Origin of the sequence: Bacteroides stercorirosoris (genome assembly GCF_900142015.1) — a bacterium.
GTDB lineage: Bacteria > Bacteroidota > Bacteroidia > Bacteroidales > Bacteroidaceae > Bacteroides > Bacteroides stercorirosoris.
On the sequence record NZ_FQZN01000003.1, the window covers coordinates 20842 to 34287 of the forward strand.

At 44.2% G+C, this 13446-nt stretch carries 13 protein-coding genes and 2 pseudogenes; 9 read left to right on the forward strand and 6 right to left on the reverse strand.

Features of this window, described 5'->3' with window-relative positions:
• Positions 1-9 precede the first annotated feature (9 nt).
• From BUC01_RS03020 to BUC01_RS03050, 7 genes and pseudogenes are all read left to right on the forward strand, one after another.
• Positions 10-411, forward strand: coding sequence for a hypothetical protein (locus BUC01_RS03020; RefSeq protein WP_025830790.1), 402 nt, complete (start codon positions 10-12; stop codon positions 409-411).
• Positions 411-1244 (forward strand): annotated as a pseudogene (locus BUC01_RS03025) (hypothetical protein); the annotation flags it as partial. The gene BUC01_RS03020 and the pseudogene BUC01_RS03025, both read left to right, overlap by 1 nt.
• 553 nt (positions 1245-1797) lie before the next feature.
• Positions 1798-2133 (forward strand): helix-turn-helix domain-containing protein, encoded by a 336-nt coding sequence (locus BUC01_RS03030; RefSeq protein WP_025076091.1) that lies wholly within the window; start codon positions 1798-1800, stop codon positions 2131-2133.
• A 33-nt stretch (positions 2134-2166) separates the two neighbouring features.
• The gene (locus tag BUC01_RS03035) at positions 2167-2964 is read left to right on the forward strand and encodes a helix-turn-helix domain-containing protein (protein ID WP_025830788.1); all 798 of its coding nucleotides are present in this window, start codon (positions 2167-2169) and stop codon (positions 2962-2964) included.
• Positions 2965-3167: 203 nt separating this feature from the next.
• Positions 3168-3518, forward strand: a complete 351-nt coding sequence (locus tag BUC01_RS03040) for a plasmid mobilization protein (RefSeq protein WP_025830787.1) — start codon at positions 3168-3170, stop codon at positions 3516-3518.
• Positions 3515-4582: a relaxase/mobilization nuclease domain-containing protein gene (locus tag BUC01_RS03045; protein ID WP_025830786.1), complete on the forward strand. Its 1068-nt coding sequence runs from the start codon at positions 3515-3517 to the stop codon at positions 4580-4582. The genes BUC01_RS03040 and BUC01_RS03045 overlap by 4 nt, the downstream gene beginning before the upstream one ends.
• Positions 4579-5361: a hypothetical protein gene (locus BUC01_RS03050; protein WP_025830785.1), complete on the forward strand. Its 783-nt coding sequence runs from the start codon at positions 4579-4581 to the stop codon at positions 5359-5361. Before BUC01_RS03045 ends, BUC01_RS03050 begins: the two co-directional genes overlap by 4 nt.
• A 39-nt stretch (positions 5362-5400) precedes the next feature.
• On the opposite strand, the gene BUC01_RS03055 is transcribed toward BUC01_RS03050, so the two are convergent.
• The 6 genes from BUC01_RS03055 to BUC01_RS03080 all read right to left on the reverse strand — a co-directional run bounded on the left by BUC01_RS03055 (position 5401) and on the right by BUC01_RS03080 (position 12464).
• A complete protein-coding gene (locus tag BUC01_RS03055) occupies positions 5401-6315 on the reverse strand; it encodes a hypothetical protein (protein WP_073312690.1) in 915 nt (304 codons plus the stop codon).
• An 18-nt stretch (positions 6316-6333) separates the two neighbouring features.
• Complete coding sequence (locus tag BUC01_RS03060) at positions 6334-7845, reverse strand: SEL1-like repeat protein (protein WP_073312692.1); 1512 nt, start codon at positions 7843-7845, stop codon at positions 6334-6336.
• A gap of 23 nt (positions 7846-7868) precedes the next feature.
• Positions 7869-8651 (reverse strand): hypothetical protein, encoded by a 783-nt coding sequence (locus BUC01_RS03065; RefSeq protein WP_025830781.1) that lies wholly within the window; start codon positions 8649-8651, stop codon positions 7869-7871.
• An 18-nt stretch (positions 8652-8669) separates the two neighbouring features.
• Positions 8670-9596, reverse strand: a complete 927-nt coding sequence (locus tag BUC01_RS25035; protein ID WP_025830780.1) for a hypothetical protein — start codon at positions 9594-9596, stop codon at positions 8670-8672.
• Positions 9597-10116: 520 nt separating this feature from the next.
• The gene (locus BUC01_RS03075) at positions 10117-11274 is read right to left on the reverse strand and encodes a site-specific integrase (RefSeq protein WP_025830779.1); all 1158 of its coding nucleotides are present in this window, start codon (positions 11272-11274) and stop codon (positions 10117-10119) included.
• On the reverse strand, positions 11271-12464 hold the full coding sequence (locus tag BUC01_RS03080; protein WP_025830778.1) for a site-specific integrase: 1194 nt from the start codon (positions 12462-12464) through the stop codon (positions 11271-11273). Before BUC01_RS03080 ends, BUC01_RS03075 begins: the two co-directional genes overlap by 4 nt.
• Before the next feature lie 235 nt (positions 12465-12699).
• Between BUC01_RS03080 and BUC01_RS03085 the strand changes: the two are divergent.
• Positions 12700-13008 (forward strand): annotated as a pseudogene (locus BUC01_RS03085) (hypothetical protein); the annotation flags it as partial.
• 36 nt (positions 13009-13044) lie between these two features.
• The gene (locus BUC01_RS03090; RefSeq protein WP_025830776.1) at positions 13045-13446 is read left to right on the forward strand and encodes a hypothetical protein; all 402 of its coding nucleotides are present in this window, start codon (positions 13045-13047) and stop codon (positions 13444-13446) included.

Genomic DNA, 13446 nt, shown 5'->3' on the forward strand with positions numbered 1-13446 from the left:
GAGATAGCTATGGAATCAATATCAAAAATACAGTTGCGCCTCTATGCCGCCAAGAGAAAAAACGGCAAGTGGCAGTTGGAGATGTCGAGGATGCCGAAGCGAATCAGCGTCATCGGCAGGACACCCATCGTTGATGAGCATTATATGCCATCTGATTTACAGGTAGTTTCAATGTCAAAGCTTCACCATCATGTCGGAAGTTACTACGGCAAGATTGTGAAGACACTCAAAGAGGAGGGCATCATCACCAAGGAATATGGGATGTGGAAACTGCGTGAAGACCTTCAGGACAAGGGCATTGCGGTTTATGTCACAGGCAGGATGCGCTGCTTCTACCATTTCTATCTGTCATGGACACCGAAGGGCGTAGAGTTTATCAAAGAGATTATCAACAATAGAATCAGGCACTGATGGCAGACAACATACTCAGCGATTTCGGCATCAACATCCTCGAAGAGGAGATTGACGATGTGATATTCCAGACCAACGAGTTCCTGACCGATGCCACCTTCACAGGCTCACAGGGGCCATTCTGGTGGATCCTCCAAATGTGCATGGCATTGGCGGCACTGTTCTCCATCATCGTGGCGGCAAGTATGGCTTACAAGATGATGGTGAAGAATGAGCCGTTGGACGTGATGAAACTGTTCAAGCCCTTGGTGGTGAGCATCATCCTCTGTTGGTGGTACCCACCTGCTGACACTGGCATGACCAACAGCGGCAGCAGCTGGTGCGTGTTGGACTTCCTATCCTATATCCCCAACTGTATCGGCAGTTACACCCACGACCTCTATGAGGCAGAGGCGACTCAAATCTCCGACAAGTTTGAGGAGGTGCAGCAGTTGGTATATATCAGAGACTCGATGTACACCGACCTTCAGGCACAGGCAGACGTGGCGCATAAGGGCACGTCAGACCCCAACCTGATAGAGGCGACGATGGAGCAGACGGGTGTGGACGAAGTGACCAACATGGAGAAAGATGCAAGCAAACTGTGGTTCACCTCACTGACGGCAGGAGCTGTGGTAGGCATCGACAAGATAGTGATGCTGATAGCCTTGATAGTGTTCCGCATCGGTTGGTGGGCGACAATATACTGCCAGCAGATACTCCTCGGTATGCTCACGATATTCGGTCCGATACAGTGGGCGTTCTCGTTGCTGCCCAAATGGGAAAGCAGTTGGGCGAAGTGGTTAACCCGTTATCTGACAGTGCATTTCTATGGAGCAATGCTTTACTTCGTAATATCACGATATTTTATAACTAATTGTATATCAGATGTTATATTTAAGCATTTAAGGCTTACGCAACAAAGCTGCAACAAAAATATCATAAAATGTTGCGCGTGTATTTGAAGTATATGTTCAGCCAGTTAAAATCAAACTCTGAGAGTATGATATGTTAATTCACTATTTTTAACCTATGCCGTTTATCTGGCATTTGATGAAGCAGACTTATCTCTCTCATGAGCGAAGATTATCTGGCAAGACTGGCAGATAAATATGTGGCAAAGTTACAAATTTCCTGTCAGATTAGCCGCTTTTGTTATGAACAAGATATTGCAAAAATTATCCGGCATCCTTGCCAGATAATCATCTGACAGAAAAAGCCGGAAATGCACACATTGGAAGAATAAAACAGACTGGCAATGTTGCCATAATACACCACAAAACAGATTGTTAAACAGAGATTTGCGTGTTTGTTTGCAGATTCTTTTCGCATTAACTTTGCACTGACAAATCGAATCGGCAGCAATCACAACCGACAAAAAATAAATCAAATTATAAAATAACGACTATGTGTAAAACAGAACAAAAACCGAACGAAACCGCCCTGCTCCGAAAGGTGGTGGACGGATTGAAACAGGAACTGGAGAGAGTCAAGAACGTGGTTTATGCCTCAAAGGAGGTTCTGAATCTGGAGGAAGCCGCCATGTTCTTAGGCATTTCCAAAAGTTCACTCTACAAGATGACGCACAATCAGGTCATCCCGTACTTCAAGCCCAACAACAAGATGGTGTATTTCGAGAAGTCCGAACTCCTGAAATGGCTCCGGCAGAATCCTGTCGCCTCACAGGGGCAGATTTCGGAGGAGGCACACACCATCATGCGTAATCTCGCCAAAAATGATTAGTTCCCTTTCTTCAAACACAGACACAATCCGTATATGACTGAAAGCGAAAATACACACCTGTCTTTTGACAATCTCCCCCGGTCGGTGGCGGAACTCCATGAGAAGATAGACCGCCTAACCGGGATGTTTGAGCAGATCATTTCCTCAACCGCCGTCACTCCTTTACCGGAAATCATGACGGTTGAGGACGTATCTGCCATGCTCTGCAAGTCCGTTTCCACCATCTATGCTATGACTTCCGAACACAGGATTCCATACCGCAAACAGGGCAACAAACTCTATTTTCTTCGTTCCGAAATCCAATCGTGGCTTATGGATGCTGTTGTACCCAAAGATACTCCGAAGCGCAGAAGAAAGCCGCAGGATGATGAAAATTCTACTGACAATGAACGGCAACCGGGGAGCAACTCGGACAAAAATCCACATGAAAGCAGCGCAACCTCTACACAAATTATCTCGGAAAATGTTGATGGGGATAACGGAAAAGTCACCGTCTCTGAATGTGAAAACATACTGTATTCCATCGAAAGCAGGACACATTCAAAGAGCGGAGCGACCATCTTCGCCGTGCTTTTCTCAAAGGAAATTGAAGCCGCCGGAGAGCGGAAGTTTGTGCAGACGGCACGAAATTTCAACGGCTATTGGAGCGATTTCGGCAATGGTGGCTACATCTTCAGCTCGCAGCAGGAGGCTGAAAATTTTGCAAAAGCGATAAGAGGGAAAGAAGAAACAGACCGAATATCACCCCAACAACCGGTATCGGGGAATGACGGCTTGACCGCAATTCATACGGAGGGCAGACCGCCATTCGCACAGAGCGAACAGACCTAATTTGATGGTAATACCTCTTGTAAGTAAATGGCAGACATGACAGAAAGGGGCATTTTTACAGGGGAATGTTTTAGGGCTGGCAAGTTTATGTTTTCGTCCACGAAAACCACGCCACAAGCGGCGACCCGGTCACACCAGAAACGGCAACATCCCCATTTTAGCCCTAAAACATCATTCCTTTTATAACCGATAAAAACAAGCGTATGACAGATAACGAAAAATCACATAAAGGCGGCAGACCGAAATCCGCAAAAGGCAAGGCACGGACAAAGACCATATCCACACGGCTCACGCTCGCCGAGTGGAAAGCGGTCATGAAACGGATAACCGATGCCGGAAAGAAGCCGTCGCACTTCCTGCGCGAACTGTTGCTGCACGGCAAGGTCGAGGCGGCACGGACACTGGAGGACAGACGGCAGATACGGATGCTGGAGGGTGGGTGCAACAACCTGAACCAACTGGCGAAGATGGCGCACCAACAGGGCTTTTCTCTTTTGAAAGGCAAAATCATGGACTTGCTGGGCAAGTTCAACAAAATCATCGAGAGAATATGATGGGCGATTTGAAGAAACGGGCGAGCTTCGCCAGAGTGGTGAACTATGTGAACAACCCTAAGAAGGCACGGCTCATCGACAGCAAGGACGTGAGGCTTGATGACAACGCCACCATCGCAAGGAGTATGCAGGGACAGGCGGACGACAAACCGGGGCGCAAGCTGAAAAATCCGGTGTATCATATCTCGCTGGACTTCGCACACGAGGACGCACCCAAGCTGACGGATGACCTGATGGTCGAAATCGCCCGTGAGTATATGCAACGCATGGGTATTGTGAACACCCAGTATATCGTGAGCCGCCATACCGACAGGGAACACCAGCATCTGCACATCGTGGCAAACAGAGTGGACAATGACGGAAACGCCATCAGCACCGGCAACGATCGTGTACGCAACGTGAAGATATGCAAGGCTCTCACGAGGGAATACGGACTGCACTTCTCCAAGGGTAAGATGAACGTGAAGCGTGACCGCCTGCGTGGAAAAGACAAGGTGAAATACCAAATATACGATGCAATCAAGGCGGCATTACCCTGTTGTAACTGCTGGTCGGATTTGTGCGACAGGCTGGCAAAGCAAGGAATCAGGGTGAATTTCAAATATGACAGGCATAACGGCAAAATCCTCGGTGTGTCGTTCACAAAAGGTGAAATCTCATTCAGCGGCTCACGGATAGACCGGAGCATGAGCTTTTATAAGTTAGACAGGCTGTTTGAAAGTCGCATTGCCGAGGACATGGAATGGCACCCCCGTGTGCCGGACAACGGATTTGACGGACGGACACAACCAACCATGCAAGGCATGGCAACGGACAGCCATGCGTCAGGTACTTTTATAGGACAACCGTCATCAGCCGGAACGGAAGCGGACGGCAACGGCGGCAATCCTGCTGAATCCGGCTTGAACATCGTTCAAGTAACCATCGGCGCACTCATGGAGCTGTACGTACAGCCGCACCAAGCCAAGGTTTCATCCGGCGGAGGCGGTGGAGGAAACGAAAGCGGCTGGGGCGATAACGACAATGAGAAGAACAAATATAAACCAAGAAGGAGAGGAAGATGAAAGATAACTTACAGAACATAGCCGACCTTATCGGGGCATTAGCGGAGGACATTGAGGCAATCAAGGAGAAACTGGATGCAAAGGACAGCACGGACAAGGACGAGACATTGAACCGACTGGTGGAGAGGCTGGAACCTGTTATAAGTTTCTTCAATGGCAATGCACCGGAAAATGTCAATGCCATTTTCGGAAGCAAGGAAGCCATCGAGGAATACAAGCAATCAATAGGTGATGAAGCGGTAGCGAGTCTGCGCTTATATCTAAATGCCAACGACAAGGAAATGCACAAAAGGGGCGTTCCCACTATCAAGGAACAGCTCAACAAGATATTGGAAATGCTGACTGCCCATGTGGAGAAAGACAAACAGGCTTCGGAAAAGACGCAGCAAAAGCAAGGTGTCATACCGGAGCTGTGGCAGGCAATCCGCCCGAACAAGGCGTTAAAAGCAATAAGGTTGCTATGGAGCAGAGTTCCCGATGGCTGGCACAAGAACCCTTACGCATGGGCTGGCATTGTCACATTATTCGTGTACTTCGCCCTGTTTGCTGTCAGTTGGGTACAATGGCATGAATATCGGGAAGAAAACAGGCGGTTGAAAACGGTTGCAGACAAGCATAAAGTGACTACGGTCATGCTCAACGATCTGCATCCTGGACTGGCAGTAACCATCGGAGCTTATGAGAAACTGACGGAAACAGTCGGTGCGGATTCGACTTTGACCATATTCGATGAACAGGCCAAAGCCGTTAGAAAGGATTCCAAAAATCGAAGCGAATAAATTCAAGGAAGAGCAAAAAGAGGTGTGAGAATAACGCTTTTATAAAAATGGTGCGCTTATGATAATACTATCGTTTCCTCCGCAACGTTCCCACCTCTTTATAAACTCCGAGTCTGCAAGGTCGTAGTCAATACCGTCTTTACGTCCCTCCACGACAAACTTGACACCTATCCCGCGTCGCCCACAGGCATCCATATAACGCTGTATGCTTTTATTCTCTTTCTTTAGAGCTGTGAGATAATCCTCCAGAATTTTCTTGTTGAAATACTTTTCCCTGACCTCACTGATGCACATCGGCTTGCCCGAAAGGGTATAGGCAGGATCTGCATCATACGAACAATATATTTTCAGAGTGCCTTCCTTGCTTACACGTGGAGTGCTTGTCACCTTTACGACATCGTTCAAAGGTGGAAGCGTGTTCCCCTCTGATGTCCATCCGCACATCTCAATTGGCATGATGGCATTCAACCATTCATACTCTGTCAAATACTCCCACTCATCGTTATAGGTATAAACAAGGGTATCGGTCTCGTCACTGATACGGATACCCAAGGGCACCCATCCTTGCGTACTTTCTGGTGTAGAAGTCTCAACGGCAATGGTATCAATCATTTGGGCAAGGATAGGTAATTGGGCTATCAGGCCTTTTAAAAATGCTTGCCCTCCTGTATTTCCTTCAATCTCATATACTCTTTCCGCTTCTTGCACAAGTCTGGAATATTCATCATCCAAAGCACGCAGGGAAGAAACAGAAACAGGAGACTCTTTATGCAATGTAATGTCTATCTGAAACTTGGCTGCAGGACACGTTACTTTTGTTAGTTCCGCTTCTCCATCCAACAGGATAATGGGACAAAGGCTGTTTAAGGATTCTGCCAAAGGTTGAAACTTGCTATTGTTTACAGAACACCCAACAAGCAATGCTACGGTAATGACAATACAAAAATATTTCATGATTTGAGATCTCAATGATTATGGTAATTGGTATAATTCACTATTGTAAAAAGGAACTTCAGTCACTGGAAGTATCGCGAAATCACATTCTCTATCTTTGGTCTCAATATTCAATTTACCACTTCTTACATCAATAATCAATACGTATGCTTTTTCACTGTCCCATGGATCTATGCTACCAGTCCAAATTCCATAACCATTAGTTCCGCATGGTACTTTCACACATAAAAAACCGTCAGAGATATCATCTGTTCTCATTATTTTAAGTGTACCATCCTTTTCTATATCTATTTTACATTCCGAAATCAGTTCCTTCATCTCTTTCAATGTTGGCATTCTCCATGAATTACTCCATAAACAAAAGGGTGCATCATAACCAGTACCCGAAATGTCGCTGTGGCGTCCCGCCCCACCGTATATGGCTAAACAAGCTGAACGTGGAAGATAGTTAGGTGCAGATTGACTGCTACTTTGGAATTTATGATTGGGATTTGTTGATCCCCATCTATACAAATCTCCAGTAGGATTGCTTTTATTGCTCCCGACAAGACCACTTGCCCAACGTACTGATAAATTCATATTCTCAGGGTTCGGTATCACATTCCCTCTTTTGTCTGTTTTACCTATGTTTAAACTTGTCGGTCGGGGCCATAGGTCTTTGCCATCCTTATATATGGCTGATGGTTCTACACGTTTTCCTCCCTCATAATAAACACCATCATGCAATTTGTCATTGCGCCATTCCCCGACCTTTATACTCCCGCTTTCTTTGTACTCTAAATAGCCGTTGCCATGAAACTTCCCATTTATAAAATCCCCGCAATATATAGCATTTTTCAAGAAAAGAATTCCTATACCGTTAGGTTTCCCATCGTGTAATTCTCCTATATACTTATAACTACCATCTTTATTCCTTCTTGATTTGAAATTTAACGAATTAGCCGAATGCTCATTCCATCGCACTGCATGACTATAAATTTTATCAAGGAAATATTGGATTGCAAAATCTTTAACAATAGCGGTTTCTTTTAAATACATAAACTCGCTGACAAACCGTCGGTCAATTTGTGCATATTCACACATTCCCTTAACGGCTATTTCTATTATGTTCTTATACAATTCTTCACCACAGTCCGAACTTAACTCATTAGATAGTGCAGCATATGCCCAAAAGAAAGCCTCATCATGATCTGTTTTTAACCTTTTGTCATGTTCATGTCCCCATTCGTATAATTGGGCTAAATAAGCCATACATAGGACTTTTAACTTACTGGTTTCCTTTCCTCTTGCGGCTGAATTTAGTGCGGCTAACTGCAAATAATGCATGGATTTCACATAATCTTGTGGTATTGTTCCCAATACTTGTGAATGACCTGTAAAATATAAAAAACCTAAGTCTGCTTGAGCAAGGAAAATCCCCTTTTCTGCAGCCAGCTTACATTCTTCAATAGTCAACTCTTGTGCATTTGTACCAATCAATGATAACGTTATTGAAAGAATCGACATTATTAGCCTTTTTATCTTATTCATTTTAAAATCGTAGGCAATTAATTCTATTTCGACATTGATTTTGGTTTGACTGGACGTATCATCAGTTGTGCCCAACGGTCACCCGCTGTTAAAAAGTTTTCTCCGTTCACTGGTACTGTTTCCAAATCATAATCTTCAGTCTTTAGCCACCAAGGGGTATAAACAAAATTAAAGAAATACGCTCCATATGCACCTTCAACATCTGAACTCATATAAATATGACATATTGAAGATGTCCAGTAACATCCGTATGCTACGTCAACCCCATATTCTTTGCCCATTTCATTATTCCATGCTGGCAAAAAAATGGAATTTCCATTCTTTGCTGTAACTTTATATCCCAGTGTTCCTTCTATGCGTGTCAATTCCCATTTACAATCATGCAACTCATCAAAGTTGTATTTACTGGGCATTTGCCAGCCGTTCTTTAAATGCCGATGAACAATGTCTATATCAGAACCAGATATGTTATAGGCGGGTTCAAGACCTCCATACATGGCAAGACAGGCCTCTGGCTCGATATAATTTTCTTCATTAGGGTTATCAGCCTGAAACCTTAGATTCCCTGTTGGATCACCCCATCCACAATATATTCCAACATTACTTGGTTTCTCCGCATAGAGGTTAAAAGATGCCCATAACACAGAACCTCCCATATCTATTGCTTCGGGTTCTTTTATATCATACACTTCTTCCAGTTCTATTTCAACATTAACCTCAACCTCGTTATTGTTTTGGGCGAGGCTGTTCAGTGACACACAAAGCGTTGTTATAAACAAGCCTATTTTAATACTCATTCTATTCATAATTTCATTTTTTAGTTGTTATCTAATAGTACCTCTTCCATGACACATAGGACAAACACCTGTCTGTTTACAAAAATCACAATTTGTAATCCTGTAATTATCATAACTGTTTTCATACAACTTGTCACCTTTGCATATATGACATTTTCCACTTCCCTTACAGTCTGGGCACAAAGGCTCTCCATTAGAATGCCGATAAACAGAGCTTTTGTTTGAAGGCTTATCGAGATAAGAATCTGCTATGGCATTTATAGAATTTTGATAATCTCGATCCATCTGTGCCATTTTGTTCTTGTGCTCATAATAGAATTGCTCTGTTTCTTTAGTCATGCCATGAGTTTCTTTGAGGTTCTCAAGATGTAGTTTGACAAAGCTGATTGCCATATTAGTTTTTTGACATTCTGTACATGCGACATCACTGCGTCCTTTTCCTCCGCACCAGTTGCATGGGAAAAATTGTGGAGTATAGTAACCAATCTTTATAGTACCAGTTCCTCTGCAAGGATAGCAATAGTTTCCGGGAACCTTTCCTGTGCCATGACAATATGAACAATGCTGTTTTTTGTATTCCAGTTCTTTTATACCCTTTTCGGATTGCTTAATTTTTTCGCTATTATCTACAAGATTTGGATTATTCAAAGCAGAATACTTTGAATCTGAATTAGTTTTAGTAGAATTGTGATAATCAGTATGTATATTTTGCGACAAAGAAGTCGGCATAGATTCAACCACAACAGGATGGAATACAGGATAAGCATTCTTAAAGGGGCATCTTATAAATCCTGTGCCATGACATTTTATGCAATTAGCATGGTTATCCCCATTACATTCATCGCATTTAACCTTCGAACTTCCATTGCAATAAGAACAGATGTCGTTTTGAGCCAAAGAATGTATTGAAATAATTAGTTCAAAAAAACAAAATACCAAATAAATCTTTCTCATATATCTTCTATATGCATCTCCGCCGCCACGAGAGCCTTTATCTATGCAGAAGCGTGGTGCTGTATGCCACGTCCTAATATACAGGCCCTGAGAAAACCTTTGTGAACAGATGTGGAAATAACAGCCCCACGCCATATGCGTGGAGACTATTACGCCAACTCTTGTTCACATTATTTGAAGTTTCTCAGGCTTCGTATATACAAGAAGAAGACATAACGCCTCTTTTTTACCAACGATGTGATCGGACAAGGTTACCCTAATCCGAGTGCAAAATTACGAAAATTCTTTGATAATCTCTTATCTTTGAGCGTACTTCTTTGCTTCGGACAAGTGAATTAAGCCATTTCTATATGATTCTTGCCAAGGAAATGACATAATTAGGCAAAATTATCCCCCTAATGAAGTTTATATAGCTTGTTGTATATTCGTTGTCTCTTTGTTATTTAAAACATAAAATTTCAGTAGTGGTAAACAATTCTTTGATACAAAATGCTTTCAAAGTATCTATTATTCAATACTGTTAGTTTGAAAAGAAATCCGATATTCGGCTTACCGCTTCTATCTTAGTTTCCATAACTACATCGGCATAGACTTGTGTAGAATTTATACTTGTATGTCCGAGCAATTTACCGACCGTATATAAGTCGCCTCCGGCAGCCAATGACAGCGTAGCCATTGAATGGCGCGCCGTGTGGAAACTAACATTCTTTTCTATCCCTGCGGCAGCAGCCATCTTTTTAAGGCATCTGTCGCAGGCACTAAGGCATGTCATGTCGAAAACCTTTTGTCCCGGCTTGCAGCCGTTTCTATCCGGCAACCAATTTAACGCAGACTGGTTCAATGGTATCGTTACCTGTTTCCCTGTCTTTTGCATGGATTGGATGGAAACGACCAATCCACCATTGACCTGTTTTATATTTCGCCATGTTAATGCGGAAACATCGCTATACCGCAATCCGGTAAAGCAGCAGAACAAGAATGCCCGTTTGGTTGTCTCGTTGGTAGTCGGAGCCTTGATAAGCGCAAGCAACTCCTCTTTTGTGAGATACTCCCTTTCAGACTGTTGCTTGGCTATCCGCTCGTGCCTGCCCAAAGCATAGAAAGGGTTTTTATCCATCACGCTCTCTTTTACCGCAGCATTGAGCATTCGTACCAGTGTACTCTGGTGCAGATGCAGCGTGTGAAGCGACATATCCTTTGGATTGTCGGGCGATTTGGTGTTCTTGTAGGTGTTCTTCATGAAGTCAAGCAATCCGACAATAAACTTCTTGTCGATTTTCGACATCAGGAAGCGAGGCCTGCGGCGATGTTTCAAATACTCCTTTATTATATTGACACAGGAGCGGTAATTGTGGTACGTTGCCGGAGAATAGGACGGATTGCGTCTAATCCCTTCGATATGGCTGTCAAGCCAATCCGCAAAAATCCGTTTGGGCTGTTGCTTTGAATTGCCGTTGTCTGCCTCCGTTTCGTCCTCGTCAATGCCGAGCATCCGCTTTGATTTTATTTCATTCGCTTTTGCCATAGCCGCCTCGTTGAGTCGCCTTGCATCGAGCGCATCGTCCGGCACAAGAAACAGGTTCAGGTACTCGCTCCATCTTTTCCCCTTTTCATAGAAATCAAGGTATATGGAACGGCTTCCCGTTTTCAATGTTCGTGTCCTTATCGTTATTTTCATCTGTTTCCCTCCGTTTGCGGTTGTATTGAAAAGAAGTCATCAACAAGATTGACCGTTTCCACTTTCTTTTGATCCACAATCTTTGCATAGATGGCGGTCGTGTTCACATTGGCATGACCGAGTAGCTTCGATGTGGTGTATATGTCCGCACCGAGTGTGAGCAGCATGGTAGCTGCGGTATGTCGGCTGCAATGATAGGTTATATGCTTGTCTATATGTGCGTTCTGCATCCACTTCTCTATGTTCCGTTCAATGTTAGAAGTTCCTGTCGGTAATGTGAAAATCGGTTCATCGGAATTCTCTTTGGGATTCAGGCAATCGACAGCCTCTTTTGACAACGGCACGTTTATCAGCTTTTGGGTCTTCTGCATCTTTATTCTTATATATAAGGTCTTGCCATCGGGGGCTTTGACAATCTTTCCCCATGTCAGTGACCGCACATCGCTAAGGCGAAGCCCGGTAAAGCAGGAGAACAGGAACGCACGTTTCACATCCTCATGGGGGCACGGTGTAGCCATCGCCGCTTTCATTTCCTCCAACGTGAGGTATTCCCTCATGCTTTCGGTTGGCTGGTACTTCTCTTTTGGACTGATGGACTTCAGCGGATTCGCCGACAGTATGCCGTCACGCACGGCTTTGTTCAGCGCACCGTTCAAAACAGCCTGATGATGGTGTGCCGCACCGTTGCTGATGACACTGCCATCCTTGCGCACCCCGTTCTTCGCATAGCGCAGGAAATCTATGAAGCCACGGCAGAAATCCACATCCACGTTTGCCAAGACAATATCCGGGCAGTTCGCTTCTTTTAGATAGGTTTCGATTTTCAGCCGCAGGTCACGTCTGCCTTTAAGGGTGGATATAGAGAAACCGAATTTCTCCTGTTCATACTCTTTTAGGAAATCAACAAGCGTTATACACGACCGCTTCACCTTGTCCCACTGGCGCACACCGTGGTTCTGCAATGCCAGGATGCGCTCGGCTTTAATTTTCTCGGCAACCTGTCTTGCGTGGTTGTTCTGCTGGCGGTCTATCGGTGTCTGTTCGGGCACAAGGTACAATCCGAGAGATTCAACCTTGCGTACCCCCTTTACATAGACATCGAGATACAGGCTCATGTTTCCGTTAGCCAGTTTGCGCTGACGGATGCGGACGGGTTCTTTCACCTTTTGTACTTTCTTCGGTCGTGCCATGATGTTTTCCTTTCCTTATATTTTTCTTTTCACAGGCAGATTTACCCCTGTTTCCACGCTGCAAAATTACCAAATTTTTCTGTATTACACAACAAATATGCAACAAAATATCATTAAAACTGTTGTTTGATATGCTTTCTTGGATAAAATCGGAAAGGTAATCAAATCGCTAATATACAGTATATTCCACCGATTTTATTTCTTTTTATACGATTATTCTTTCCTTGTAATAAGCCTATACTTCGTCGGTTTCTACGTTCTATTGCTGTTTGATATTGTGCTCTGCATACAGGTAGAGAATCTGAAGGCCATCACCGCCAGTGAGCAGACGATGGCAGCCTATCTGCAAAACTCGTTCTTCTCGGCAGGCTATCTGATGGCGGCGAGCATCGTGGCGTTGAAATGCTTGAACCTCGTGCCCGACCTTGCGGCATGGATGATACCAGAGGGCGACACCGCCTTCTCAACCCGAAACTTCGGTGAGGGCGTGGCACAACAGGCAAAGATGACGGCTACGGGAGCCATGGCGACAGTGATGAGATAACATTGAAATACAAACAAATAATAACCATCAAGAAAAATGAAAGCAAAAAATGAAATTGAGCGTTGGCTCAAAGATGAGAAATTCATGGAGTTTGCCAACAAGCGTGCAAAGGAAGAGTTCTTCAATTCTGAAAACAACTACATCGACCCACAATATGAGGAGATGGCAGAAGGCTTTGAGGATAACGATGAGTATGTAGTGCCTATGGTAGATTACCTGAGTTATCGCTTGCATCGTGCCAAGATCTACAGAAACCGACGGAGACGAGAACGTGACATCTGGTGGGTATGGATCCAACTGAAATACGAAGGCATCTACGTAGAGGCTTGCATCAAGTATTACGCCAAACTGGTGGAAGAAGTTGAGAAGGACATATACACCATTCTGCACCGTGAATATGTGAGAATGAAGAGAAATCAGACCTCAAACAAGCAGTAA

Excerpts from the sequence above, each read along its gene's own strand:
- BUC01_RS03080 (WP_025830778.1), bottom strand. The coding sequence starts at position 12,464 with ATGGCACGACCGAAGAAAGTACAAAAGGTGAAAGAACCCGTCCGCATC.
- BUC01_RS03075 (WP_025830779.1), bottom strand. The coding sequence starts at position 11,274 with ATGAAAATAACGATAAGGACACGAACATTGAAAACGGGAAGCCGTTCC.
- BUC01_RS03065 (WP_025830781.1), bottom strand. The coding sequence starts at position 8,651 with ATGAATAGAATGAGTATTAAAATAGGCTTGTTTATAACAACGCTTTGT.
- BUC01_RS03035 (WP_025830788.1), top strand. The coding sequence starts at position 2,167 with ATGACTGAAAGCGAAAATACACACCTGTCTTTTGACAATCTCCCCCGG.
- BUC01_RS03090 (WP_025830776.1), top strand. The coding sequence starts at position 13,045 with ATGAAAGCAAAAAATGAAATTGAGCGTTGGCTCAAAGATGAGAAATTC.
- BUC01_RS03045 (WP_025830786.1), top strand. The coding sequence starts at position 3,515 with ATGATGGGCGATTTGAAGAAACGGGCGAGCTTCGCCAGAGTGGTGAAC.
- BUC01_RS03040 (WP_025830787.1), top strand. The coding sequence starts at position 3,168 with ATGACAGATAACGAAAAATCACATAAAGGCGGCAGACCGAAATCCGCA.
- BUC01_RS03055 (WP_073312690.1), bottom strand. The coding sequence starts at position 6,315 with ATGAAATATTTTTGTATTGTCATTACCGTAGCATTGCTTGTTGGGTGT.
- BUC01_RS03030 (WP_025076091.1), top strand. The coding sequence starts at position 1,798 with ATGTGTAAAACAGAACAAAAACCGAACGAAACCGCCCTGCTCCGAAAG.
- BUC01_RS03020 (WP_025830790.1), top strand. The coding sequence starts at position 10 with ATGGAATCAATATCAAAAATACAGTTGCGCCTCTATGCCGCCAAGAGA.
- BUC01_RS03060 (WP_073312692.1), bottom strand. The coding sequence starts at position 7,845 with ATGAATAAGATAAAAAGGCTAATAATGTCGATTCTTTCAATAACGTTA.
- BUC01_RS03050 (WP_025830785.1), top strand. The coding sequence starts at position 4,579 with ATGAAAGATAACTTACAGAACATAGCCGACCTTATCGGGGCATTAGCG.
- BUC01_RS25035 (WP_025830780.1), bottom strand. The coding sequence starts at position 9,596 with ATGAGAAAGATTTATTTGGTATTTTGTTTTTTTGAACTAATTATTTCA.